The following is a 26,046-nucleotide window of genomic DNA, read 5'->3' as shown; positions in this document are numbered from 1 at the left end:
TCTTATCCGGCCTACAGGGTTAGGGCGGTAAGCGCAGCCACCTTCATCGATTAATACTGATTAAACATTTCCTGGATCTGCTTAGGATCCTTGGTTTGAGTCAGCGCAAGCTGCAGCAGAACACGTGCTTTTTGCGGGTTCAGGGAACCTGAAGCCACAAATCCGTATTTTGCATCATCAACTTCTGCATCCTGTGTAGTGGCGCCCGTTGGTACACGGGATGAACGCACTACAACGGTACCTTTATGCGCGGCGGTTGCCAGCGTATCGAAAATGGTTTTATACAGGTTACCGTTACCTACACCCGCACTGACGATCCCGGCGTAACCCGCATCCACCAGCGCTTTTGCCGGCAGATCAGAGGCGTTAGCGTAGTTATAAACAATTCCAACTTTCGGCAGCTCGGTCAGCTTAGACACATCGAACGGAGTAGACGTGGTGTGCTTACGCGCAGGCGTACGCTGGTAGTCGATTTTACCGTTATGGATGTAACCCAACGGGCCGTAGTTAACGGATTTGAAGGTAGCGACGTCGGTAGTGTTGGTTTTAGTCACGTCACGACCATCCATAACAGTGTCGTTCATCACCACCAGCACTCCGCGGTTGGCAGAGGCTTTGTCTGCGGCAGTTACTACTGCGTTATACAGGTTAAACGGGCCATCAGCGCTCATACCCGTAGACGGACGCATTGCGCCGACCAGCACCACCGGTTTGTTACACTTGACGGTCAGATCGAGGAAATAGGCGGTTTCTTCCATGGTATCCGTACCATGTGTTACCACGAAGCCGTCGGTTTTATCACACTCGGTATTAATCTTTTTCGCCAGCGTTAACCAAACTTCGTCATTCATATCCTGGGAGCCGATATTCACCACCTGCTCGCCTTTAACGACAGCGATATCTTTCAATTGAGGTACGGCCTCAACCAGATTTTCTACGCCAACCTTGCCTGCCGTGTAGTTAGATTTTGTCGCGGAATCACCGCCGCCGGCAATCGTCCCACCGGTCGCTAAAATGGTGATGTTTGGCAGTGCAAGCGCCGCGCCGCTGAAACCCATAACCAGTGCGGCAAGTGCCGTTTTCTTGAAAAACTCCATGTTATTTCTCCAGTTACTTGAATTTGCAGCATTATGTCTATCCTACAGATGAATAATGTGACGAGTTCCAATTAACCAGATTTATATCTCCACCAAATTGCCGTTCTTAGAGATGGATATCAAAAAAACAGAAATATACAAAATAAAACGGCACAGAATGTTTCTGTGCCGTTAATAAGAGGTGAAGATTATTTCAGAGTGCTAACCAGCGTTTTACGATCGTTTTCCAGCGTCACAACGCGGGAACAGACATCTTTGCCAAACTGCTGGAAGTCTTGTTCCTGATTCTTCCATTCGTTCTGAATTGAGGTCTGCAAACCACCGAGGCTTCCGAGTACGCCCTGCAGTGGATTACCACCGCCTTTGAGCACGGCTTTCGCCCCCATTTCGTTGATGCTGTCCTGCAAAATGCCGCCCATCGCCTGATTAACCAGCTGTTGTCCGTCCGCGCGGACCTGATCAATCGCCTTATAATGGAAAGTCAGGCCATCAGTTCGATGCTCGATGATGCGGTTCATCTGCTCTTTCAATTGCGCATCCAGCTTGGTTAAGCGGCCACGCATGTTGCTGCTTTCACCGACCTCTTTGGCGATGATTTTGTCCAGCGCCACGCGACCTTTCTCTACGCGCGCTCTGGCACCTTCGTCGATCCACGGCAGGCTGCTACGCAACGCCGCCTGATAATCTTTAGCCTGCTCACGCTGTGCGGCGTTCAGGTTGTACTGTTTACCGTTGAAGGTGACATCGCCAGCCTGGGTAATAACCAGGTCGCCATTCTCGCCCTTCACCTGCACCGTTTGTGGGCTCAAAATCACATCGTCACGCGGGGTGACGCTGCACTGGTAATCTGCATGTGCGGCCATCGCCGTGAACGTTAGGACTGCCGCCAGCAGCGTTTTGCGCATCATATCTTTCCCTCAATACAAATCGGGCCGGCATTTGCCGACCCTGTGCTACTTAGTCCCACCAAATATCGAAAAGTTCGCTGGTACGCACTTCTTCGAGTTTGTGCTCTTCCAGCCACTTACGCACGATTGCCTGGTGTTCTTCGGTGCATTTGCCGATTTCCTGCAGACAGATCAGACCTTCCCAGGCCAGATAGCCGCTGCCGTCAAAAGCCAGCTTGTTCGGTTCGATGACTTCATTGATAAAGTCATCAACGATTTGATCGACCTGCTCTCCAGATGTACCTTCCGGGAAACGCCATGCAACCGAAAATCCTACTTCCTGGAATTCTTCGATGTGCATCTTTTTACGCAGACGACGGCTACGGTTCTTTGCCATTATTTCACCCTCTCGAACATTAAGTCCCATACGCCGTGGCCAAGACGATGACCACGTTGTTCAAATTTGGTTACCGGGCGCGATTCCGGGCGCGGTACATAATCGTTACTCTCTGACTGGTTTTTATACCCGTCAATCGAGGACATCACTTCAAGCATGTGCTCCGCATACGCTTCCCAGTCGGTCGCCATATGGAACACGCCGCCCAGCTTCAGCTTACTTAAGATATGCTCAGCAAACGGTACCTGAACGATACGGCGTTTATTATGACGTGCTTTATGCCACGGGTCAGGGAAAAACAGCTGAACCATAGATAAAGAATTGTCAGGAATCATTTTATGCAGGACTTCAACGGCATCATGGCACATGACGCGCAGGTTCTCGACACCCTCTTCATGGGCTGAAGCCAGACACGCACCAACGCCAGGTGAGTGAACCTCAATGCCGAGGAAATTCTGTTCCGGACGCGCTTTCGCCATTGCAACCAGCGACGCTCCCATACCAAAACCGATTTCCAGCGTGACTGGCGCGTCACGGCCAAACAGTTCTGCGAAATCTACAGGCTCTTCGCTGAACTCAACGCCCATCACCGGCCAGTAGTTTTCCAGCGCGTGTTCCTGCCCTTTCGTCAGTCGCCCCTGGCGACGAACAAAACTACGAATCCGGCGCAGAGGGCGGCCGTTTTCATCAAATTCCGGTGAAATGACGTCGTTCTTCATAAAAGTTTAGTCTGCTGTGTTTAAGTTCTGAAAACGGGCATTATCCAAAGTTAGTTGCCGGATGCAAGTAAAGGAAGAAAGTGAGCAGCGGAAAGTTCCGGTTTACACCCCGTTGCCGCTGTGCTGCAATCTTGCCCCCGGCAATAATGAAACGGTAATCATGCAAGCGTCTCAATTTTCGGCTCAGGTTTTGAGCTGGTACGACAAATACGGGCGGAAAACGCTGCCCTGGCAAATTGACAAGACGCCTTACAAAGTATGGCTCTCTGAGGTAATGCTGCAACAAACTCAGGTTGCGACCGTTATCCCCTATTTTGAGCGCTTTATGGCGCGCTTCCCAACGGTAACGGATTTGGCCCATGCGCCGCTGGATGAAGTTCTGCATTTGTGGACCGGGCTGGGTTATTACGCCCGTGCGCGTAATCTGCATAAAGCCGCGCAGCAGGTTGTGACGCTGCATAGCGGTATATTTCCGCAAACCTTTGATGAAGTAGCCGCCCTACCTGGCGTCGGACGTTCAACCGCAGGCGCGATCCTTTCTCTCTCTCTGGGTCAGCATTTTCCGATTCTCGACGGTAACGTCAAACGCGTGCTGGCTCGCTGTTATGCTGTAAGCGGCTGGCCGGGTAAAAAAGAGGTCGAAAAGAAGCTGTGGGAGCTGAGCGAGCAAGTTACGCCGGCCCAGGGTGTTGAGCGTTTTAATCAGGCGATGATGGATTTAGGCGCAATGGTCTGTACGCGCTCAAAACCTAAATGTTCCCTGTGTCCGTTGGAAAATGGCTGTGTGGCGAGCGCCAATGCAAGTTGGGCGCTGTATCCCGGTAAAAAGCCCAAACAGACGCTACCGGAACGAACGGGCTATTTTTTACTGATGCAGCATGATGACGAAGTGCTGCTCTCACAGCGACCGCCCAGCGGCTTATGGGGTGGTTTATACTGTTTTCCGCAGTTTGACGACGAAGATGGACTGCGCAACTGGCTGGCGCAACGACAAATTAACGCAGATAATCTGAACCAACTTAATGCGTTTCGCCATACCTTTAGCCATTTCCACTTAGATATTGTGCCTATGTGGCTTCCCGTGTCTTCATTCACCTCATGCATGGATGAAGGCAACGCGCTCTGGTATAACTTAGCGCAACCGCCGTCGGTCGGACTGGCGGCTCCCGTGGAGCGTTTGTTACAGCAATTACGTGCCGGTACACACGTTTAACGTACCGGACGATAGAGAGGACTTTTTATGAGCAGAACGATTTTTTGCACTTTCCTGCAACGCGAAGCAGAAGGCCAGGATTTTCAGCTGTACCCGGGCGATCTGGGAAAACGCATTTATAACGAGATTTCTAAAGAAGCATGGGCGCAATGGCAGCATAAACAGACCATGCTGATTAACGAGAAAAAACTCAATATGATGAACGTCGAACACCGTAAGTTACTGGAACAGGAGATGATTAACTTCCTGTTTGAAGGTAAGGATGTGCATATTGAAGGCTATACGCCAGAATCATAAGAACCGTTGCCGGATGGCGCTGCGCTTATCCGGCCTACGTTTTAATCTGGTCCTTGCAAACAACAAACACAACACGCACTCCCGGAATGATGAAAAAATTTCTCGCGCTTGCCGTTATTGCGCCGTTGCTCATCTCCTGTTCCAGTTCGACCAAAAAAGGCGATTCCTATAACGAAGCCTGGGTCAAGGATACCAACGGTTTTGATATTCTGATGGGGCAATTTGCCCATAATATTGAGAATTTGTGGGGATTTAAGGAAGTGCTGATTGCGGGTCCGAAGGACTACGTCAAGTATACCGATCAGTATCAAACCCGCAGCCACATCAACTTTGATGACGGTACGATAACCGTCGAGACCATTGCCGGGACAGATCCCGCCGGACACCTGCGTCGGGCGATTATCAAGACATTGCTGATGGGCGATGATCCGGGTTCTATCGACCTCTATTCCGATGTCGACGACATTAAGATTTCCAAAGAGCCATTCCTGTACGGACAGGTTGTTGATAATACCGGCCAGCCCATTCGTTGGGAGGGGCGTGCCACCAACTTTGCCAACTACCTGCTGCAAACACGACTTAAAAGCCGCAGCAATGGCCTGCGTATCATCTATAGCGTGACGATCAATCTGGTGCCGAACCACCTTGATAAGCGCGCGCATAAATACGTCGGTATGGTGCGTCAGGCTTCACGTAAGTATGGCGTCGACGAGTCGCTGATTCTGGCTATCATGCAAACCGAATCCTCGTTTAACCCGTATGCGGTGAGCCATGCCGATGCGCTGGGACTGATGCAGGTGGTACAGCACAGCGCCGGGAAAGATGTGTTCCGCTCGCAAGGGCGCTCAGGCACACCAAGCCGTAGCTTCTTGTTTGATCCGGCCAGCAACATTGATACCGGCACGGCCTATCTGGCAATGCTCAACAATGTCTATTTAGGTGGTATCGATAATCCGACCTCACGCCGCTATGCGGTAATCACCGCGTACAACGGCGGTGCGGGCAGCGTGCTGCGCGTGTTCTCGAACGATAAAATTCAGGCCGCGAATATCATTAACAGCATGTCTCCAGGTGACGTTTATCAAACGCTGACCACCCGACATCCCTCTGCTGAATCACGCCGATACCTTTACAAGGTCAATTCCGCACAAAAATCCTATCGACGCCGCTAATGTATTCCTCTTCAGCCCCCTAAAACGGGGGCCTGAAGCACCAAAAATGTTAACTCCATCACTCTTTTGCTTTGCAATCAGAAATTGTTTGCAAATATTTGTCACAGGTAACAAAAAAAGAGTGCCTCTCATTGATAGAATCACATCATATAGCCACGGCAAATGTGCCTTTTAAAACATTCATCCGCATTACGGTGTGAGGAAATTAACATGAATCTTAAGCTGCAGCTGAAAGTTCTCTCGTTTCTGCAGTTCTGCTTATGGGGTAGTTGGCTCACTACCCTCGGCTCCTATATGTTTGTCACCCTTAAATTCGATGGTGCATCCATTGGCGCGGTGTATAGCTCGCTGGGGATCGCCGCCGTGTTTATGCCAACGCTGTTAGGGATCGTGGCCGATAAATGGATCAGTGCGAAGTGGGTTTACGCCCTTTGCCACCTGGTCGGCGCAGGAACGCTGTTTGCCGCAGCCGAAGTCACCACGCCAGGGGCCATGTTCTTTGTGATCTTGCTTAACTCCCTGGCCTATATGCCAACACTGGGGCTAATCAACACCATCTCCTACTATCGCCTGCAATCTGCCGGGATGGATATCGTTACCGACTTCCCGCCAATTCGTATCTGGGGCACCATCGGCTTTATTCTGGCGATGTGGGCCGTGAGCTTCTCCGGCTTTGAACTGAGCCATATGCAGCTGTACATCGGTGCGACATTGTCCCTGGTACTGGTACTGTTCACCCTGACGCTGCCGCATATTCCGGTTGCCAATCAGCAGAAAAACCAGAGCTGGACATCAATGCTCGGTCTGGATGCTTTCGCGCTGTTTAAAAACAAGCGTATGGCGATTTTCTTCATCTTCTCAATGATGCTGGGCGCAGAGCTGCAGATTACCAATATGTTTGGTAACACCTTCCTGCACAGCTTCGATAACAACCCACTGTTCTCCGGTAGCTTTATCGTGGAACACGCATCGGTGATGATGTCGATTTCACAGATTTCCGAGACGCTGTTTATCCTGACCATCCCGTTCTTCTTAAGCCGTTACGGTATTAAGAACGTGATGCTTATCAGTATTGTGGCGTGGATGCTGCGCTTCGGCCTGTTTGCCTACGGCGATCCAACGCCGTTCGGTACCGTGCTGCTGGTTCTGTCGATGATTGTTTACGGCTGCGCCTTCGACTTCTTCAACATCTCTGGTTCCGTGTTCGTGGAGAAAGAAGTACGCCCTGAAATCCGCGCCAGCGCACAGGGTATGTTCCTGATGATGACCAACGGTTTCGGTTGTATTCTGGGCGGACTGGTGAGCGGTAAAGTCGTTGAACACTATACGCTGAACGGTATTACCGACTGGCAGACCGTGTGGTTGATCTTCGCAGGTTACTCGCTGGTTCTGGCTTTTGCCTTCGTTGCGCTGTTTAAATACAAACACGTACGCGTTCCAGCAGGCACACAGACTATCGCGCACTAACGTTTACGCAGAGAAAAGCGGGTTACCAAAAGGTAACCCGCTTTTTTTGCGCTTACTTCACAACATATCCATACAGACGCTTAATACCGTCTGCATCCGTTTCACTGTAAACACCTTGCAGCTCCGGCGAGAAGCCTGGCAGCAGGTTTACGCCCTCTTCCAGCGCCAGGAAATATTGCTGTACCGCCCCACCCCATACTTCGCCCGGTACCACGCACAGCACGCCCGGAGGATAAGGCAGCGCACCTTCCGCCGCAATGCGGCCAGCTGCTTCACTAATCCGCACCAGTTCAACATCACCACGGATAAAAGCGCTGTTCGCATCCTGTGGGTTCATCGCCACGGCAGGTAAACTTTCCTGACGAAACATCGCTTTTTGCAGATCTTTCACATCAAAGCTGACGTACAGTGAGTGCATCTCCTGGCACAGTTCACGCAGCGTGTAATCCCGATAGCGTACCGGATACTTATTGAAGATGGTGGGCAGCACATCTGCCAGCGGCGTATCGTCTTCAATATGCTGCTCAAACTGTGCCAGCATCGCCACCAGTTGCGCCAGTTTCTCTGCGCTTTCTGCCGGGGTCAGCAGGAACAGAATCGAGTTAAGGTCGCATTTCTCCGGTACGATGCCGTTTTCACGCAGGTAATGCGCCAGAATCGTCGCCGGAATACCAAACTCGGTATATTGCCCGGTTTGTGCGTCAATGCCTGGAGTGGTTAACAGCAGTTTGCAAGGGTCAACGAAATACTGGTCACGCGCGTAGCCGGAAAAACCATGCCATTTAGCACCCGGTTCAAAGCTAAAGAAGCGGCGCTCGCTGGCAATCACCTGCGTCGGATAGCTTTCCCACGGTTTGCCATCAACTACCGGGGGAATAAACGGCTGAATCATCTTGCAGCGGGTAAGAATCGCTTTACGGGCCTCAATGCCCAGCGTCACACACTCCGCCCATAGCCGACGGCCGCTCTCGCCTTCATGGATTTTGGCGTTAACATCCAACGCCGCAAACAGCGGGTAAAACGGACTGGTAGAAGCATGCAGCATAAATGCATTATTCAGACGCTTATGCGGGCAGAACCGCGCCTGACCGCGAATATGGTTATCCTTTTTGTGGATCTGCGAAGTTTGCGAGAATCCGGCCTGCTGTTTGTGTACCGACTGGGTGACAAAGATCCCCGGATCGTTAGCATCGAGATCCAACAGCAGCGGTGACCCATCGGCCATCATCGGAATAAATTGTTCGTAGCCGACCCATGCGGAGTCAAACAGGATGTAATCACACAGATGACCGATCTTGTCGATCACCTGCCGGGCATTGTAGATCGTACCGTCATAGGTGCCGAGCTGAATGATCGCCAGACGGAACGGGCGCGGTTGATCGGCCTTTTGCGGCGCAACCTCGCGAAGTTGCTGGCGCAGATACTCCTCATCAAAACAGTGCTCGTCAATACCGCCAATAAAGCCAAACGGATTACGCGCCGCTTCCAGATACACCGGCGTCGCACCCGCCTGGATCAGCGCACCGTGGTGGTTCGACTTATGGTTATTACGGTCAAACAGCACCAGATCGCCGCGCGTCAGCAGCGCATTGGTTACTACTTTATTGGCCGCAGAGGTCCCGTTCAGCACAAAGTAGGTTTTATCCGCGTGGAAAACTTTCGCGGCAAATTTCTGCGCATGTTTCGCCGAGCCTTCATGAATCAGCAGATCGCCAAGCTTAACGTCGGCGTTGCACATATCCGCGCGAAACAGATTCTCGCCAAAGAACTCGTAGAAATGGCGCCCCGCAGGATGCTTTTTAAAGAACTCACCGTGTTGATGTCCTGGGCAGGCAAATGTGCTGTTCCCCATCTCGACATACTGAGTCAACGTGTCATAGAACGGCGGCAGCAAATCTTCTTCATACTGACAGGCAGCAGACTCCAGCTCCAGCCAGTCCTGCGCCTGACCGCGAATGACCGCATTCACGCCCGCCGGCAGATCAACATCCGACTCTGCGAACAGAAACACGGGTATATGAAAACCGGTGCGTTTCAGCAAAGCAAGGATCCCGCTGCGGCTATCCGCAACGGTAATGACGACTGCCGCAACGTCAGTAAAATCAGTACTGTCCAGCGACACCACCTGACGATGGCTGGACAGACGAGAAACCAGTTCTCCACTGGCGGCAATTTTCATTGATTTCATAAGCGCAATAACCCGTTTCGGGAAAATCAAAAGTCCCGGACAAAGCCATATTGCTTTGCCCACGAAATGACAGGTCAAACTGGTTACCAGCCCCGACCGCCAGACATCAGTAAAAGCAGATAGCCTCTGATTTTACTGTTATCCTGCAGTGAGCGTGCGCTGCCCTCACCGCATGGTGGGAGCGTAAAGATAAGTCGCAGGAAGGGGCAAACGTCGCGCAAAAAGGCGATGTTGAAGGCGATGTAGGGGGAGTAATATCATCCCAGGCAGCCCCATTCAGACAGGAGAAAATTCGCGCAATCATGGCACCTTTCACTTTCAGGCGCAAGATAAAATCCGGAGCCTGAACCTCACAGATAAACAAGCAATCCGCCTGTCAATCGCGGCATAATAATGCAATCTGAAAACATATTTTACCCAGAGAATTGCCTTTAGCATCAAGACGATAATGGGTATGCAGGAGCAAACGTGGTAATTGGACCCTTTATTAATGCTGGCGCCATTTTATTTGGTGGTGTTCTCGGCGCACTACTCAGCCAGCATTTACCGGAACGCATTCGTGCCTCCATGACCTCCATATTCGGATTGTGCTCTTTGGGAATTGGTATTTTGCTGGTTATCAAATGCGCTAACCTACCGGTGATGGTCCTGGCTACGTTGGTCGGTGCATTAATTGGTGAGTTCTGTTATCTGGAAAAAGGGATCAATACCGCGGTTGCCAAAGCGCAGCAGCTTTTCACCCGGTCGGATGCCAACACCACGCACGAATCCTTCATCCAGAGCTATGTGGCCATCATCGTGCTATTTTGCGCCAGTGGTACCGGGATCTTCGGGGCGATACATGAAGGGATGACCGGCGATCCAAATATTTTAATCGCCAAGTCGTTTCTTGATTTCTTCACGGCCATCATTTTTGCCTGTTCATTAGGTATCGCGGTATCGGCAATTTGTGTACCGATGCTGGCAATCCAGTTAACGCTTGCCACCTGCGCGGCAATGATTTTGCCCCTGACGACGCCAGCCATGATGGCCGATTTCAGCGCCGTAGGTGGACTGCTGTTGTTGGCAACCGGTTTACGTATTTGTGGAATCAAAATGTTTGCGGTTGTGAATATGCTTCCTGCCCTTCTGCTGGCAATGCCGCTTTCCGCCGCGTGGACGGCATTTTTTGCCTGAGAATGCGTGCAATAGCAACAATGTGGTGATAGATTGTGCAGTCTGCGTTGATTTGAAGAAATTTCGTTGACGAAACGAAGCGAATCGGTTTTAATGCGCCTCGTTGCCCGGATAGCTCAGTCGGTAGAGCAGGGGATTGAAAATCCCCGTGTCCTTGGTTCGATTCCGAGTCCGGGCACCACTTTCACTTCAATGTACGTCTCCCAAACATCACAAAACTCAAGTATAATCACTGCTATACGCCACTTTCCAACATTACGAACTCCACTGACCTCAACTCGATTCTCTCTAAATCAAGTTGCATCCGGGGGCTTTTCAGGGGGCTCTTTGTGTTCAATGAAAATTGAGGCCCCCATATGGCACTGACAGCCCGGCAGGTCGAGACCGCCAAGCCTAAAGAGAAGGACTATAAACTCTCTGACGAACGTGGCCTTTTTCTCCTGGTAACCACCACCGGAAAACGCTACTGGCGTATGAAATACCGTATCGCCGGTAAAGAGAAAAAGTTATCTATCGGTGTTTATCCTGAAATCTCTCTGGCTGACGCGCGTGTAAAACGCGATGAAGCCAGAAAAGTGATTGCTGATGGCGGCGATCCGAGTGAGAAAAAGCAGCTCGAAAAACTCGCCAAAAAAATATCCGTCGTAAATACCTTCAGGGCACTCGCCATGGAGTGGCATAAGCATAAGTGTATCTCATGGTCGGAAAGCTACGCAGAAAGCGTTCAGGAGGCGCTGGAGAAGGATATTTTCCCGTATGTGGGCAAACGCCCTGTCGCTGAGATCCTGCCTCTGGAGATGCTGGAAGTTTTACGGCTGATTGAAAAACGCGGTTCGCTGGAAAAATTACGTAAGGTCCGGCAGTACTGCAATCAGATCTTCCGTTACGCCATAGCAACAGGGCGTGCGACGATTAATCCAGCTGCGGAACTGACCGGTACTCTGACCGCACCAAAGACCGAGCACTTCCCTCACCTACAGGCATCCGAGTTACCCGCGTTCCTTGCCAGTCTGGCTAATTACCATGGCAGTTGCATTACGCGTATGGCAACCAGTCTGCTGCTACTGACGGGGGTTCGTACGATTGAACTTCGCGCTGCAGAATGGCAAGAGTTTGATCTGGAGAATGCATTGTGGACAATCCCCGAAAGCCGGATGAAAAAGCGCCGCAAACATCTGGTGCCTTTGTCAGACCAGGTTCTGTCGATCCTGCTGGAACTCCGCACTTATACCGGTCAGTATCAACTCGTGTTTCCAGGGCGCTGCAACATCAACAAACCGATGAGTGAAGCCAGTATCAACATGGTTATCAAACGTATCGGCTACGATGGTAAAGCTACCGGACACGGCTTTCGCCACACTATGAGCACCATTTTGCATGAGCAGGGGTTTAATACAGTCTGGATCGAGATGCAGCTCGCTCACGTGGATAAAAACAGCATTCGCGGCACATATAACCATGCACAGTATCTGGATGGAAGACGAGAAATGATGCAGTGGTACGCTGATTATATTGACAATCTTCTCAGTTCATCGACAAAAAGTTAGTGGTTGTTCACCCGCACCTGAAGGTGCGGGGAACGTAATTCTTTTATTTTTTGTTTGTTCTATAACCTTCTGGCATATTTACCGCGCTGTATGGACTTAAACGTGAAGCGATCCAGTACTGCTTTCCCTGTCGGAGCAAGTTCAGGTAAGCAAGACGTTCGGTCAGATCACGCCGTATTGTTTTTTCGCAAATGCTAAATTCGTCAGCAAGGCTCCTGACGGTCAGTGACTCGCCATTGTTGAGGCGGGTTGACCTGATCCCCGTTGATTAATACACCGCGATGTTTGTAATGTCTTCATCAGCAACGTAAGCGATGAGATGGTCTACCCCCTCCTTCACGGCGACTCTCAATACCGTCATGATGGTGGTAATTCAATCAGCGTTGAAAGGGTGAGAAACCATGTCAAGGCTGAACATTATTGGAATTGATCTTGCGAAAACAAATTTTTATCTTTTCAGCCTTTCACCGGAAGGGAAGCCTGGTGGAAGGATTAAGCTCTCTCGTGAAAAGTTGATTGGCTGGTTTACGACACAGTCCAGGATGATTGTCGCCATGGAGGCATGTGGTGCTTCTCATCACTGGGCCAGAGAAATTCAAAAGACGGGGCATGATGTTGTGATGCTACCCGCTCAGCACGTCAGGGCTTATCAGCGTCGCCAGAAAAACGACTATAACGATGCTCAGGCCATTGCCGAAGCCTGCTGGCACGGAACAATTCGCCCAGTTCCGGTAAAAACGCTATCTCAGCAGGATGAACAAACCTTTTTAAAAATGCGACGACTTGTTTCTGAAGAAAGAACGCAGTTAATCAACCATATCAGAGGGTTAATGGCAGAGTATGGTATTGTTTTGCGTAAAGGCGCAACTGAGCTTCGACGTAAATTACCCGAGTTGCTTGAAGATGCAGAGAATGGATTTACGCCCCAGATGCGTGAACTGTTACAACGGCAATATCAGCGGCTGGCGGCTCTGGATGATGAACTCATATGGTATGACAACCGACAGCGAAAAAATGCCGCCGGGGATTCAGTATGCCAGCGCCTACTTTCTATTCCGGGTTTTGGTCCACTGGTTAGTCTGGCAGTGAAAAGCTGGATGGGTGATGGAAAACAGTTTAAAAGAGGTCGGGATGCTTCAGCGGCTCTTGGGTTGGTTCCACGACAATTCAGCACAGGGGGGCAACAGGTTCTTCTGGGGATCACCAAATGTGGAAACAGCTACGTCAGATCAATGCTGATACATGGTGCCCGAGCTGTTTTGTTCAGATCCGCAGGCAAAACGGATCAACTTAGCTCATGGGTTAACCTGGTCCGGGAGAAACGAGGATTTAACAGGGCAGTCGTCGCCCTGGCAAATAAGTTAATTCGTATTGTCTGGGTTATTATCACTCGTAATGAAGTTTACCGGGTTTCGGTAGCATGAAATAAGAAGTTGAAACAGGGTAATTTATACCGTTAACTCCAGCATTGCGTAGAAAGCAGAAACGATGAAAAACAGGTCAAACCTGCATATCGAAAACCTGGGATCGGGGCTTGGCCAGAATTAATCAAGGCCGTGTAAGCGTTAAGGACGATATGCGCGAATGTTTCATCAAGGCCAGAAGCAGTAGCTTCATCAACAGGCCGAATATACGAAAGCAAACCTGTTACTTTCATTGTCACTGCGTTCTTGCAATACGGGGGAAGACCATATAGGTCCCCCTATTAAGAAGCGTTTTTACAACAAAAACCTTCACATGACCGAACGCCGTTTTCCATTCAGGTTACAAAGTGCCTCATCAGCACGATAAACCTCGGCACGGAAGGCTATTCACTTCACATTTAGCATTCTCAAGTACTTACTTTTTCTATTCACGCAGGAAACACAGTGGTATTGTTTTAAGCTAATATCGATGATGTGATACGTACCACCAAACATTGGATGGTAACTTGTTGCTTTCATGAGCCATTTTCCGTACAGCTGAAAGCGCAATCGACGCAGGGACTTAAAATGACCGGAGTATCTAGCGATCAATACGCTGCTGGTGAACAGGGCTTAGGGTATATCTATCAGCCTCGTTTTGCGCTACTTAAGCTTCTTCAGTGGCCAGAAGATACATCTGTTTTGATCGAAAAAGATGATGACCTAGACTTCGTTAGTTTTGATGGTGTCAAAACACTGGCATCGCTCAAACACAAAGGGGATGGGGATACTCTAACCGACCTGTCTACCGATTTTTGGAAGTCAGTCCGCATCTGGCTTGACCGCTATAATCGTGATGGTAAAACCGAAGCAAATCTTCGTTTCTTTTTGTTTACGACCGGATCTATCTCAAACTCCTCGTTCCTGCAACACTTCTTAGTCGAACCGCCAACAAAAGACGATAATTCAGTATCAATAACTCAACTCACCAACACAGCTCTGGCTAGAAGCAAGTCAAAACTGATCACGGCAATAGCCGATGAGTTCAATAAACTGACTGATGAGCAAAAAGATGACTTCTTATCACGGATAATCATATTTGATGGCGGGCCTCGCATTGAAGACCTCCCAACAATTATCAAAAATCAACACATGCGTATCATTAGACGCGATAACCGAGACGCTATTTTTGAACGACTTGAAGGGTGGTGGAATAACACGATAGTCGATCTGCTAACAGGGAAACGTAAAGAGGCGATTTTTGGTTATGAGATTTCCGACAAACTTGCAGCATTTTCTGAAGAGTACAAATCGGACAATCTGCCGATTACGTTCAGAGGAAAAATTCCCGTTGGAGAAATCGATGCGATGAATGATCCCAGGCTCTTTGTTGTGCAACTCCGTGAAATAGGGGTTTCCTCTAATCGTATCCGAAACGCTATTCTCGACTACTACCGAGCATTTGAGCAGCGTTCTTCATGGGCGCGTGAAAACCTTTTGGTAACAGGAGAGATGGAAGATTATGAAGACCGCCTTGTTGATGAATGGAGTCGCTATAAAGACGTAGTTTTTGAAGAATTAGATGAAAATTCAGCTGACGAAGTACTTATTACTGCGGGAAAAGCATTGTATCAATGGGCCGATCTTGAAAGTGGTAATATTCACTCATTGCGAATCCGAGAACGAGTGACTGAGCCTTATGTAGTTCGAGGAGGATTTCACATCCTTGCGAACAGTAGACCACTACCCAAAATTTTCTGGCATCCCCACTTCCTAAATAGAATTGGGCAATTGTTGGGAGCCCAAGCATGAAGCAATGGGATCAGCGTCCATTCGAGATAAGGAATCTTTTCAATCCTGCATTTTGTGGTGTTGTACTATTCAGAGCAATGCAGAGCTACGAAGAGGAAAACTCACAGGGCATGCCATTTTCTCTCGCTCTTTTAGTTTTACCATTATGTCTGCAAAAAGATTCTCGCCAAGTGTTTGCTGAAAATCCTCGCCGCTACCTTTTGAAAACTATAGAAAACAATCCCAAATTACTCATTAATTTTGCTAACCGCGTCAATAATATGCTGCCATTTACGCTTGAAGCTTTTGGAGTGCTCATGGAACGAGGATGTTTTGTCGTAACGCAAGACGGCCGATTGAAAACAATACCTAATAAAGTTCGCAAATCGGTCATAGGGACTGAAGAATCAATCTCATGCCAGCGTGTCGCGCGCTATATAGGAAAAGAATTTGCCCGTATTGCAGATCGCGTTACGGTGTACACGACCTTTGGAATACGCCCATGAAAATTAAGTCGATTCATGTCTACAGCCATGATGGCCAACGTCGGGACCTGCAATTTAAGGTTAATGGTTTAAATGTCATTACTGGCCGTTCCTCAACCGGTAAATCAGCTCTTTCTGAGATCATTGAATACTGTATGGGTCGATCTACTTTTAACGTACCAGAAGGTATTATTCGCGATAAAGTGTCATGGTTCGCAGTCATTTATCAATTTTCACAGGAACAAGTACTAATCGCGAAACCAACACCAAATGCAGGAGCCACAAGCTGTGGCACCGTTATGCTGCGACGAGGAAATGAACTGACCGCACCAAATTTCAAAGACCTCTCGGTTAACACCGATGATGATTCTGTAGTCGCACTGTTGTCACGATTACTTGGCATCCGCGAGAACCGTACAGACGTGGCAATTGGGCACAGCAGAGAAAGCTTTGAAGCAAACATCAAGCATACTTTTTATTACCTTTTCCAAAAGCAGGGCCTTGTAGCAAATAAAGATCAACTTTTTTATCGACAAAATGAGGCATTTCAGCCACAAGCTATTCGCGACACATTACCGATTCTTTTAGGTATTTCATCAAATGATCGCTATGAACTTGAGGCCAAACTCCGAACAGCACAACGAGATCTGAAAATCAACGCCAAACGTCTTGAACAAGCTCGCGATACAATCGATACATCACTGCTAAAAGGTTCTGGGCTTTTATCTGAAGCCAGAGCCGTGGGTATCATCACACAAGACAAAGAGAGAATCGGAACTGACGAAGTAATTGATGTTTTGCGTTCTGCAATGCAATGGATTCCGTCCCCCCTACCTGAAGACGATGGACATAGAATATCCATTCTTGAAAATGAAATTGCTGGTTTACGACAAGACAGACGTCAGACCCAGTCCCGAATTGATTCTGCTCGGATGTATGCCAAGCAATCAGGTAATTTTGAAAACGAAGTTTTAGAGCAGCAAGACCGATTATCTTCTATCAAGGCTCTACCGAAAAATCCGGAAACTGGTGAATGGCAATGGCCATTCTGTGAAGCAAATTTAGCACTGGAATCTCCAATTGCTAAAGCACTCCTGAGCGAACTAACAACTCTCGACGCTGAAATGAGCATTGTGGCTGGCCAACGCCCTAAAATGGATGTTTATCTTACTGAACTAGAAGATGAGGTTCAGACCATTGTAAGTTCGATAAGAGCCAAAGAAGTGGAGCTTGCTGCGGCAATCGCGGCAAACGAAGTTATTGAGCAATTAGGCACACGCAATAATGCTGCGGCAAGAGTAATTGGTCGTATAAGTTTGTTCCTTGAAGACCTTGTACCTAACTCAGAACTGGCCACATATGAAGCAGAAAATCGTCGTCTAAAGCTCAAAGTCGAAGACCTACAAAGGAAATTTGGAGCTGATAGCAGCCATGAAAGACTCATATCTATTCTGAATAACATTTCGTCACAGATTACACGCTACATCCAGGCTTTTGATGCAGAATTTCAGGGGCTCCCTGCACGGTTTGATCTAAGCCAAATGACTATTATCTTTGATCGTACAGATCGTCCGGTACCAATGAGTCGAACTGGCGGTGGCGAAAATCATCTCGCTTATCACCTGTCTGCCTTGTTAGCCCTTCATCTCTTTGCTTCAAAGAACAATTGCCCCATTCCTCAGTTTCTTTTAATTGATCAGCCTACCCAAGTTTATTTCCCTTCTGAAAAAATTTACCAGGAAGCTGATGGTACTGTTCAGAAAACGGAAGCTGATGCTGACTTAGCAGCAGTACGTAGACTGTTTGCGTTACTGCTGAAGTTTACACAAGAAGAAGTCCCAGGCTTCCAGCTTATCGTGACAGAGCACGCAAATCTTCGCGACCAGTGGTTCCAGGATGCTTTAACCGAGCTTCCCTGGACCAAGCCCCCTGCCCTGGTACCAGAAGACTGGCCTTTACCGTCAGAATTACCAAATTAAGCACGAGTTTTGAAAATCCCCGCATCTTTGGTTCGATTGCGAGTCTTGCACCAAATTCATATCAACGGACCTCCATGGTGGTCCGTTTTTGCATTCTAAGCCCGCCGAAATCAACACTTCTACAATACCTTAACTCCGCCTGACCGTAAGCGCACCGTGAAGGACGTGGGGTAAAAATTAGTTTACAGAGAGGGTGACGTTCCAGGGCAGCAGTTCTTTCACGCGGTTGGCGGGCCAGGTGTTGATGACGCTGATCACATGGCGCAGCCAGGCTTCCGGCTCGATGCCGTTAAGTTTGCAGCTACCGATCAGGCTGTACATCACTGCCGCACTGTCACCACCACCATCAGAGCCGAAGAACATGTAGTTACGGCGCCCCAGCGCAACCACCCGGAGGGCGTTTTCATACTGAACCGCCCCGGTTTTCCTGGAGAGAGTTAAGTTCGGAAGTTCAGGCTGCCAGAACCTTGTTCCCGATGGAAGCGTAATACGCTTTTTCTGCCTCTATCGGAGGGATGTGACCAAGTCGTTCCAGCAACCGACGATTGTTGTACCAGTCCCCCCATGCCAGCGTAGCCAGTTCCACTTCTGAGCGCTTCTTCCAGGCCTGACGGTGGATGACCTCCGCTTTGTACAGACCGTTGATACTCTCCGCCATCGCGTTATCATACGAGTCACCGGTACTCCCCGTGGAAGCCAGCAGCTCTGCATCCTGCAACCGCTGCGTGTAGGCCAGCGAGACATACTGAGAGCCTTTGTCGCTGTGATGGATGGTGCCCGAAGGTCGCCGTGACCACAGTGCCTGTTCCAGCGCATCCAGGACGAACGACGTTTCCATCGATGATGAGACCCGCCAGCCCACGATGACGCCAGCGAACACGTCGATAATGAACGCCACATAGGCGAAGCCCTGCCAGGTGATGACGTAGGTAAAATCTGCACACCAAAGCTGGTTGGGACATTCCGCTACGAACTGGCGGTTTACCCTGTCCTGTGCTGCGGTATCTCTGCGACTGGTTGTGGTGCGGACTTTTTTGCCCTGGAGCACGCCTGCGAGCCCCATCAGTTTCATCAACCGTACCACTGTACATCTGGCCACGCCGATGCCCTCCCGCTGTAACTGACGCCAGACCTTGCGGGCTCCATAGACGCCATAGTTATCGTCGTACACCCGCTGTATCTGCACCTTCAGAAGCGCATCACGCTGCGAGCGCAGGCTGTGTTTTTCCGGCGATTGCTGACGTTGCTGATGCCAGTAATATGTCGACGGGGCAATATCCAGCTCGCGGCATACCGGCCCGACCCCGTGGGCACCACTCAGACGTTCGAGCAGTGGCATTATTTTTTCCAGTGGCGGTCGAGCTCCGCCTGAGCAAAATAGGCTGATGCCTGACGCAGAATATCATTGCTGCGACGCAACTCCCGGTTTTCCCTCTCCAGCTCTTTTAAACGTTGACGTTCGTTACTGGTCAGCTCGCCATCACCAGTCCTGACGGGGCTGATACCACCGCGTAAGTCATTTCTGTGCTGGCGTAGCCAGCCTTTCAGGGTATCGTAATGACAACCAATTTTTGACGATATGGCACGGATAGCATCCGGTTCAGAGTCATATTCATCAAGATGCTCAATGAGCATTCTGACAGCGCGCTCACGTAATTCCGGCGGGTAACGATTAGCTGATTTTGATTTCATCAGGGATCTCCTTTTACTGAGAGTTTAGTCTCCAGGATTCCCGGGGCGGTTCAATCGAAGAAGCAATACGGGGCCTCCCTGCAACTGAGCGGCTGGCAGCCAGGCAGTCCCGAAGTAAGCCGCTGCTGATATCCCTGCATGACTGGTTAGTGGAGAAAAGCGCCACTCTGTCGAAAAAATCCCGTCTGGGCGAAGCGTTCGCTTATGCCCTGAACCAGTGGGATGCGCTGTGCTACTACTGTGATGATGGCCTGGCAGAGCCTGATAACAACACAGCCGAACGAGCCCTTCGTGCCGTCTGTCTTGGGAAAAAGAATTTTATCTTCTTCGGCAGCGACCACGGCGGTGAGCGCGGAGCCCTGCTGTATGGTCTTATCGGAACATGCAGGCTCAATGGTATCGATCCGGAGGCCTACCTTCGCCATATCCTGAGCGTACTGCCGGAATGGCCCAGCAACAAAGTGGCGGAACTGCTGCCATGGAACGTGGTTCTTACCGATAAATAACCGTCAATACGGCGCTCGTTTAACGCTTACACATTCCGGCGGTGATCGCGTTGCGTATTCTGGCGGAACGTGAACGCTATTTCTGGTTTTGCGTGAACGCGTATTCCGGCGGAAAATACCCCGATTTTGCACCATGACCAGAATCACTGTTCATTTTGCCAGAATCGGTGTTCACCCGACCGGAATTGCCGTTCACGTTGCCAGAATCATTCTTAACGCATTGATTTTTGATGCTATATCTATCCCTTTTATTCCAGGGTGTGATATATGCCAAACAAGAGAATCGCAATGCATAAAATCCATGAAATTTTAAGGCTGCGTTTTGAAGTCGGCCTGTCCTTCCGCCAGATAAGCCAGTGCGCAGATGTCAGCACGGGTGCCATCCAGAAAATGCTCAAACGACTTGAAGCCGCTGGGATCTCCTGGCCACTTCCGGAAGGAATGTCAGAGCCCCTACTTGCCAGTCTGCTTTATCCTGAGTCTGACAGTCGTCCTGGCGCGCTGGAGGATCCCGACTGGGCTGAAATCCATATGGAGCTGCGTAAAAAGGCGTCACCCGCCACCTGCTGTGGGAGGAATACTGCCAGAGGATGCCGGTTCGGGCGTACAGCTACTCGCAGTTCTGCTGCCGCTACCAGACCTGGTGCCAGTCACAGAAACGCTCCATGCGCCAGCAGCATCTTGCCGGTGAAAAATGCTTTATCGACTATTGTGGACCCACAGTGTCGGTTATCTCACCTGAGACGGGTGAATGCCGGCAGGCCCAGATCTTCGTGGCGGTGCTGGGCGCATCAAACTACACCTTCGCGGAGGCTACCTATACGCAGTCGCTGTCAGACTGGCTTCTCAGCCACGTCAGGATGCTGGAGTTCTTCGGTGGAGTCCCCGAAATCCTGGTTCCGGATAACCTGAAAAGCGGGGTTAGCAAAGCCAGTCGTTACGATCCCGAACTGAATCCCTCCTATCAGCAGCTGGCTGAGCATTATCAGGTTGCGGTGATACCTGCCCGCCCCAGAAAACCCAGAGACAAGCCGAAGGCGGAAGTTGGCGTTCAGATCGTCGAACGCTGGATCCTGGCCCGGCTCCGTCACCAGGTCTTCTTCTCGCTTGCTGAGCTGAACCACTGTATCCGTACGCTGGTAACCGGGCTCAACGAACGTCCCTTCAAAAAACTGCCGGGCAATCGCCGTGAGGCCTTCGAAAGGCTGGACAAAACTGTGCTCAGGCCATTACCGGTGCAGCAGTGGCGCTACCGGCACATCAAAAAAGCGAAGGTGAATATCGATTATCACGTGGAATATGAACAGCATCACTACTCAGTCCCCCATCAGCACGTCGGTAAAACGGTGGAGCTTCATGCCTTCGACAACCTGCTTGAAGTCTGGTCTGACGGGCAGATGATCGCCAGTCACCCGCGGCGTCTTCATCCGGGCAACAGTACGGCAGCAGAACATATGCCGGAGCGCCATCGTCATCATCAGCAGTGGACGCCAGAGCGGCTGAAAAGCTGGGCGGCCGGTGTGGGCTCCGACACCTTCACGTGGGTCAGCGAGCGTCTGGCTGAAAAAGCGCATCCGGAACAGGCCTATCGCCTGTGTCTGGGGCTGCTGAGCCTGACGCGTGAATATCCTTCTGAGCGCGTCAATAACAGCTGTCGGCTGGCCAATGCAGAGGGGTTAACCCGGCTGAAGCAGATAAAGTCGATCCTGAAGAATAACCGCGACCTGGTTCCGGCGGACAAAGATCTGCACCCGTCCCGGGAGCTTCCTCAGGAACATGAAAACATCCGTGGCCCACGCCACTTCCACTGAAACAAGGGATCCGATAATGCCACATACGCTGATGAAACAGCTGACAGAAATGAAACTGACGGGAATGGCGGCCGCGCTGTCCTCACAGATGGAGCAACCCGGCACTTACGAAGAGCTCTCCTTCAGGGAAAGACTGGCGTTGCTGGTCACGCGCGAATCACTCGAAAGGGATCAGCGTAAACAGAAACGTCTGCTACAAAAAGCCCGCCTGAGGCTTGAAGCCTCGGTCCAGGACATCGACTACCAGCCAGCGAGAAACCTGGAACGTTCTCGGATCGCTCAGCTAAGCCAGAACGAATGGGTGGTCAGGGGGCAGAACCTGCTGATAACCGGCCCCTGCGGTTGCGGCAAAACCTATGTGGGCTGCGCCCTTGGCAACAACGCCTGCCAGCAGGGTTACAGCGTACAGTACTGGAGACTGAACCGGTTGCTGGTTGAACTGACGCACAGCCGCGCAGACGGTAGTTACCGAAAGCAGCTGGCTCAGCTGTCAAAAACGCAGCTGCTTATCCTGGATGACTGGGGCCTTGAGCCGTTGCTGCCAGCGCAGCGTAACGATCTGCTGGAACTGATGGATGACAGATACGGAAAGAACGCCACGGTGATGATAAGCCAGCTGCCAACGGATGAGTGGTATGGCTGCGTTGGCGATAACACGCTGGCAGACGCGATCCTTGATCGTCTGATGCATAACTCCCACCGGCTGGAAATGAAGGGTGAGTCGATGAGAAAACGACTGGCACAGGTTGACTGAAAGTGAACGGTCGGTGTAATAAAAAGAAGTTAGGGCGCGTTAGGGAATAACGCGTTCACGTTCCTCCGGAATAACCGTTCAACTTCGCCAGAATACGCACGCGTACTTAATCAGTAGCCGTAACATCATAAACCCTCACTAATCCTGTAAGTTAACTTGCCCTGCACCGACCTATCTCCCCAGCGCAATCCCGGTTTCGCGGTGTCTGTTACGGCCGTATTTTCTCATTTCTCGTCAGCCACAGTGAGTCTCTTTCAAGAGCTGGGTTGTATGAAAACGACAAAAACACAGCCGACAATAATTTACAAAATAACTTGTTGACCCTGTATTTACTACAGGGTTTTTAATACACATCAACAGGTGAGACGGCGATGACGCCGGTATCACCAGATGACCAGATGACCAGATAACCCAAGGAATATGACCATGAAAAACATCAAACTGCTTGCTGCTGCCGGTATGCTCTCCGTAGTTTCTTTCTCCGGCTTCGCCCAGTCCGTCAGCGTTACTGCTGACACCCTGAACAACGCGGAAGCGAAAATTGCCGCTATCGCCCAGGAATCCGGTGCTTCGTCCTACCGCATCACCAGTGCAGACCAGAAAAACGTTGCCCGCGTGACTGCAGTACTTGATAAGTAATCCGGGACGGTATTACCCTGAACCTGAGCAGTAAACGCGTGAGATGGTCGCAGAGGGAACTGCCGGACTGACTGCCACTATAGTGGGGGTCACCTCCGGTTCCGCCGGCGACCTCACATGCGGACACACCCTCCAGGACAACCCTATCCCTGTTGTCCGTTTTCCTTGATGACTGTTTTAGTCAGGTTACCCCCAGGTAGCCTTTTTTTTTGTCCTTATCCCACCAGAAAAAACAGCGTAAGGGTGTTGACCCTGTATGAACCACAGGGTTTTTAATACACATTAACAGGTGAAACGGCGATATCTGATGAAGAGGAATATACAGATGAAAAAATTTAGCGTGACTGCAGTACTGATTCTGACTGGCATGCTCTCATCCGGAGCTATGGCAACCTCGTTCCTGCCGGAAACTTGCTCGGATATGGACATCTCTGTCCGGACAGACTATGTCAACCATGAAGACGTGAGCCACGTCTTTGACTGTCAGCCAGTGATCTGATGTAAAAAAACGGTCGGATTAATTTTCCTTTTAAGTGCGTTAGTGCCTTTGAATTTTTTTCGGGTCCAGAACTTCACCGCGGTCAGACCCAGCGGGAGCCCTGATGTCGTCACTGCCAGGCTCGAATGCATCAGGATCCCACAATTGACACCTGCATCATTCCCCATCTTGATTAGGTGTGATTGCCTGCAAATCCTACTGCATCAGGGTTATCCCGGTGGTAGCCAAATGTTGTGGTGTCCTGAAGCAGTAGAATCTTCTCACCTTGCAGCGCATATATCCTTTGACTGGTAGCCTCGGAATGTCCCTGCAGCAGGTGCTGCTCATCAATCCTGTCACTGGAAAGGAACCGGTAAGCGGCTTTTGTTGCTGCATTATCCTGGCAGGCAAAAGGGAGGCTGTTGCCCATCCCCCGCCAGAGTTTTTGCATGAGACTTTTAAAACGACTGGCACGGCGGCGATCGCTAAAGACAGAAGAATTAATTTCCTCATCGAGCCATGAAAGCGAAGTCTGTTCCTGATTAATCATTCAACCATCCCTGAAAGTAATTTAGCTGATTATCATAATGATTACCTTAATATAATTGTGGGTAGTTGCAAGTCTCGCTGGACGCTTACAATTAACCCAATTCGCTTGATACATCAGATTGATTCCCTCCCTGAAAACAGTGCCGGTCTAAACGGAAGTCTCCTGTCTTACAACCAGCAGAAACACGGTGCATAGGGCCAATCCATGGTATAAGCAGTCAGTCTGAAAAAAAAAGTCTTGACCCTGTAGCCACTTCATGGTTTTTGATATGAACTGGATTCGTACTTAGTGCAGCGGTAAACAAATACCTCATTATTTTCTGCCATTTTCCCTTCGTGTTACCGCGTATATTGATATCAGGCAAGCTAAAGGAATTACCTGAATGAGAATAGTTACACTCGTAATATCTGCTGTAGCTTTGATGCCGGGAGTTACAGTCCCTAATGCGATAGCCGGTTTTATTGAAGACAGTAAGGCCAATCTCACACTCCGCAATTTCTATATTAATACAGATAATCGCAGTGGGGACGGGTTCAGTAAACAGGAAGAATGGGGACAGGGGTTCATCCTCAATTACGATTCAGGTTATACTGAAGGGCCAGTGGGATTCGGACTGAGCACTCTGGGGCTACTGGGCATCAGACTTGACGGAGGAGGTAAAGCAGGCTCACCGGCGTCAGGTCGGCAACCCGGTACAGTATTTCCGCTAGACAATGATGGCAGAGCGGTTCATCAGTTCGGTAGCCTGGGGGTTACCGGCAGGGCAAAAATATCTGATACGGAACTCCGTTATGGAACGCTTCAGCCCAAAAATCCCGTCGTTATATACAACGATGCCCGCCTTTTGCCCATGACATATCAGGGAGGACAAATATCATCAACAGATATCGACGATCTGAGTCTGACCGGCGGCGTTCTCACACATACAAAAGGACGTAACTCCACAGATATGCGCGGAATGTCCATTGCCGGAGCCAATGGAAGTGGTCCCACTTCACGGAGCAGTAATCGTTTTTATTTCGCCGGTGGTGACTATACTCTTATGAAAGACATGACTCTCTCATACTATTACGGTGAGCTGGATAATTTTTACAGACAAAACTATATCGGACTGGCACATAACCTGAAAATCGTTTCCGGGAACCTGAAATCAGATATTCGTATATTCATCAGCGATGCAGACGGAAAGAACGGAAGTGCTGCAGGACGGAGTGCCGGATATGTAAGTACTGGTTATTACGGAAATAATCGCACAAAGGGAGAAGTGGACAACAATGTTTATAGCGGTCAGTTGACATGGTCTTCTGGAGGTCACAGTGTGAGCAGTGGTTATCAGTGGCTGACGGGGAAAAGTGACTTTCCATATCTGAATCGTGGTGATGGAGAAGGAACAAGCACCTGGTTAATTACTGATGCACAATTGCTAAAATTCAGCAGGGCGGGGGAGCGAACCTGGCTGGCACGGTACGCCTATAATTTTGCTGATGCAGGGCTCAAAGGGCTGAATCTAAGTATCCTCTATCTGAACGCCGATAATATTGATACCGGGAATGGGCGAAAGGGGGAATGGGAACGGGATATTGCCCTGAGTTATACTATCCCCGAGGGAATACTTAACGGACTTGGCATCTCCGTAAAAAATGCCACAATGCGCAGCGCTCTGCCTGACACAAGTAGAAAAGGCTCTGCTGGACAGCGTGACCAGGATGAAACCCGGGTTACAGTCAGTTATACCCTTCCTCTTCTCTGATATAGTGTTTCCGGTCTGTTGTGCTGTTGAGCAGGACAGACCGGAATG

Annotated in this window: 22 protein-coding genes, 1 tRNA gene, 3 pseudogenes and 1 other annotated feature; of the genes and pseudogenes, 17 read left to right on the top strand and 9 right to left on the bottom strand. The window is 50.0% G+C overall.

Features of this window, described 5'->3' with window-relative positions; all coding sequences use genetic code 11:
• Positions 1-50 precede the first annotated feature (50 nt).
• The 4 genes from ansB to trmB form a co-directional block, all read right to left on the bottom strand.
• Positions 51-1,097 (bottom strand): L-asparaginase 2, encoded by a 1,047-nt coding sequence (gene ansB, locus OGY33_RS05240; protein ID WP_003027108.1) that lies wholly within the window; start codon positions 1,095-1,097, stop codon positions 51-53.
• Positions 1,098-1,285: 188 nt separating this feature from the next.
• Positions 1,286-2,005 (bottom strand): YggN family protein, encoded by a 720-nt coding sequence (locus OGY33_RS05235; protein WP_003825409.1) that lies wholly within the window; start codon positions 2,003-2,005, stop codon positions 1,286-1,288.
• A gap of 49 nt (positions 2,006-2,054) precedes the next feature.
• Positions 2,055-2,381: a YggL family protein gene (locus OGY33_RS05230; RefSeq protein ID WP_003027115.1), complete on the bottom strand. Its 327-nt coding sequence runs from the start codon at positions 2,379-2,381 to the stop codon at positions 2,055-2,057.
• Positions 2,381-3,100 carry a tRNA (guanosine(46)-N7)-methyltransferase TrmB gene (gene trmB, locus OGY33_RS05225; RefSeq protein WP_003825406.1) on the bottom strand — a complete coding sequence of 240 codons (720 nt, stop codon included), beginning with the start codon at positions 3,098-3,100 and terminating at the stop codon, positions 2,381-2,383. Before trmB ends, OGY33_RS05230 begins: the two co-directional genes overlap by 1 nt.
• Before the next feature lie 160 nt (positions 3,101-3,260).
• Here trmB and mutY point away from each other — a divergent pair, with 160 nt between their 5' ends.
• From mutY to OGY33_RS05205, 4 genes are all read left to right on the top strand, one after another.
• Positions 3,261-4,313: an A/G-specific adenine glycosylase gene (mutY, locus tag OGY33_RS05220; RefSeq protein WP_191238138.1), complete on the top strand. Its 1,053-nt coding sequence runs from the start codon at positions 3,261-3,263 to the stop codon at positions 4,311-4,313.
• 27 nt (positions 4,314-4,340) lie between these two features.
• Entirely contained in the window at positions 4,341-4,610 is a 270-nt protein-coding gene (locus OGY33_RS05215; protein WP_003027126.1) for an oxidative damage protection protein, read from the top strand.
• An 86-nt stretch (positions 4,611-4,696) separates the two neighbouring features.
• Positions 4,697-5,782 (top strand): membrane-bound lytic murein transglycosylase MltC, encoded by a 1,086-nt coding sequence (gene mltC / locus OGY33_RS05210; RefSeq protein WP_008785777.1) that lies wholly within the window; start codon positions 4,697-4,699, stop codon positions 5,780-5,782.
• 210 nt (positions 5,783-5,992) lie between these two features.
• Complete coding sequence (locus OGY33_RS05205) at positions 5,993-7,249, top strand: nucleoside permease (RefSeq protein ID WP_008785778.1); 1,257 nt, start codon at positions 5,993-5,995, stop codon at positions 7,247-7,249.
• A 52-nt stretch (positions 7,250-7,301) separates the two neighbouring features.
• On the opposite strand, the gene OGY33_RS05200 is transcribed toward OGY33_RS05205, so the two are convergent.
• The gene (locus OGY33_RS05200; protein WP_191238137.1) at positions 7,302-9,437 is read right to left on the bottom strand and encodes an ornithine decarboxylase; all 2,136 of its coding nucleotides are present in this window, start codon (positions 9,435-9,437) and stop codon (positions 7,302-7,304) included.
• A 468-nt stretch (positions 9,438-9,905) separates the two neighbouring features.
• Between OGY33_RS05200 and OGY33_RS05195 the strand changes: the two genes are divergently transcribed.
• The 3 genes from OGY33_RS05195 (at position 9,906) to OGY33_RS05185 (ending at position 12,160) form a co-directional block, all read left to right on the top strand.
• Entirely contained in the window at positions 9,906-10,613 is a 708-nt protein-coding gene (locus tag OGY33_RS05195) for a DUF554 domain-containing protein (protein ID WP_048215570.1), read from the top strand.
• 105 nt (positions 10,614-10,718) lie between these two features.
• Positions 10,719-10,794: transfer RNA gene (locus OGY33_RS05190), tRNA-Phe, on the top strand.
• Positions 10,795-10,969: 175 nt separating this feature from the next.
• The gene (locus OGY33_RS05185; protein WP_016154414.1) at positions 10,970-12,160 is read left to right on the top strand and encodes a tyrosine-type recombinase/integrase; all 1,191 of its coding nucleotides are present in this window, start codon (positions 10,970-10,972) and stop codon (positions 12,158-12,160) included.
• A gap of 43 nt (positions 12,161-12,203) precedes the next feature.
• On the opposite strand, the gene OGY33_RS05180 is transcribed toward OGY33_RS05185, so the two are convergent.
• On the bottom strand, positions 12,204-12,419 hold the full coding sequence (locus OGY33_RS05180; protein ID WP_223822565.1) for a DeoR family transcriptional regulator: 216 nt from the start codon (positions 12,417-12,419) through the stop codon (positions 12,204-12,206).
• A gap of 142 nt (positions 12,420-12,561) precedes the next feature.
• Here OGY33_RS05180 and OGY33_RS05175 point away from each other — a divergent pair, with 142 nt between their 5' ends.
• From OGY33_RS05175 to OGY33_RS05160, 4 genes are all read left to right on the top strand, one after another.
• The gene (locus OGY33_RS05175; RefSeq protein WP_016154415.1) at positions 12,562-13,584 is read left to right on the top strand and encodes an IS110 family RNA-guided transposase; all 1,023 of its coding nucleotides are present in this window, start codon (positions 12,562-12,564) and stop codon (positions 13,582-13,584) included.
• Between the two features lie 567 nt (positions 13,585-14,151).
• Positions 14,152-15,375, top strand: a complete 1,224-nt coding sequence (locus tag OGY33_RS05170) for an ABC-three component system protein (protein WP_016154416.1) — start codon at positions 14,152-14,154, stop codon at positions 15,373-15,375.
• On the top strand, positions 15,372-15,860 hold the full coding sequence (locus OGY33_RS05165) for a three component ABC system middle component (RefSeq protein ID WP_016154417.1): 489 nt from the start codon (positions 15,372-15,374) through the stop codon (positions 15,858-15,860). Before OGY33_RS05170 ends, OGY33_RS05165 begins: the two co-directional genes overlap by 4 nt.
• Positions 15,857-17,818 carry a DUF3732 domain-containing protein gene (locus OGY33_RS05160; protein WP_016154418.1) on the top strand — a complete coding sequence of 654 codons (1,962 nt, stop codon included), beginning with the start codon at positions 15,857-15,859 and terminating at the stop codon, positions 17,816-17,818. The genes OGY33_RS05165 and OGY33_RS05160 overlap by 4 nt, the downstream gene beginning before the upstream one ends.
• Before the next feature lie 177 nt (positions 17,819-17,995).
• Here OGY33_RS05160 and OGY33_RS05155 read toward each other — a convergent pair.
• Positions 17,996-18,223, bottom strand: a pseudogene (locus OGY33_RS05155) (transposase domain-containing protein); the annotation flags it as partial.
• A 46-nt stretch (positions 18,224-18,269) separates the two neighbouring features.
• Positions 18,270-19,510, bottom strand: a protein-coding gene (locus tag OGY33_RS05150; protein ID WP_162838707.1) for an IS3 family transposase whose coding sequence is annotated in 2 segments (ribosomal slippage) — positions 18,270-19,195 and positions 19,195-19,510 — 1,242 coding nt in all. Because the reading frame shifts where the segments join, the coding sequence is not laid out codon by codon here.
• Positions 19,086-19,202: a sequence feature (AL1L pseudoknot), on the bottom strand. Its footprint overlaps the gene before it by 117 nt.
• Positions 19,511-19,560: 50 nt before the next feature.
• On the opposite strand from OGY33_RS05150, the pseudogene OGY33_RS05145 reads away from it, so the two are divergent.
• From OGY33_RS05145 to OGY33_RS05125, 5 genes and pseudogenes are all read left to right on the top strand, one after another.
• Positions 19,561-20,016: pseudogene (locus OGY33_RS05145) on the top strand (IS66 family transposase); the annotation flags it as partial.
• A 267-nt stretch (positions 20,017-20,283) separates the two neighbouring features.
• Positions 20,284-21,827 (top strand): annotated as a pseudogene (gene istA / locus OGY33_RS05140) (IS21 family transposase).
• A 13-nt stretch (positions 21,828-21,840) separates the two neighbouring features.
• Complete coding sequence (gene istB / locus OGY33_RS05135; RefSeq protein ID WP_269150626.1) at positions 21,841-22,581, top strand: IS21-like element helper ATPase IstB; 741 nt, start codon at positions 21,841-21,843, stop codon at positions 22,579-22,581.
• Positions 22,582-23,007: 426 nt separating this feature from the next.
• Complete coding sequence (locus tag OGY33_RS05130) at positions 23,008-23,220, top strand: YdgH/BhsA/McbA family protein (protein ID WP_016154425.1); 213 nt, start codon at positions 23,008-23,010, stop codon at positions 23,218-23,220.
• A 325-nt stretch (positions 23,221-23,545) separates the two neighbouring features.
• A complete protein-coding gene (locus tag OGY33_RS05125; protein WP_016154426.1) occupies positions 23,546-23,719 on the top strand; it encodes a hypothetical protein in 174 nt (57 codons plus the stop codon).
• Positions 23,720-23,891: 172 nt separating this feature from the next.
• Here the strand turns inward: OGY33_RS05125 and OGY33_RS05120 are convergent, their stop codons facing one another.
• Positions 23,892-24,248 carry an IS4/Tn5 family transposase DNA-binding protein gene (locus OGY33_RS05120; RefSeq protein WP_016154428.1) on the bottom strand — a complete coding sequence of 119 codons (357 nt, stop codon included), beginning with the start codon at positions 24,246-24,248 and terminating at the stop codon, positions 23,892-23,894.
• 382 nt (positions 24,249-24,630) lie between these two features.
• Here OGY33_RS05120 and OGY33_RS05115 point away from each other — a divergent pair, with 382 nt between their 5' ends.
• A complete protein-coding gene (locus OGY33_RS05115; RefSeq protein WP_016154429.1) occupies positions 24,631-25,998 on the top strand; it encodes an OprD family outer membrane porin in 1,368 nt (455 codons plus the stop codon).
• The last annotated feature ends 48 nt before the right edge of the window (positions 25,999-26,046 follow it).

Source organism: Citrobacter sp. Cpo032, assembly GCF_030332975.1.
GTDB lineage: Bacteria > Pseudomonadota > Gammaproteobacteria > Enterobacterales > Enterobacteriaceae > Citrobacter > Citrobacter portucalensis.
Note: the sequence above shows the minus strand (reverse complement) of the source record. Positions and strands in the feature narration are given on the sequence as shown.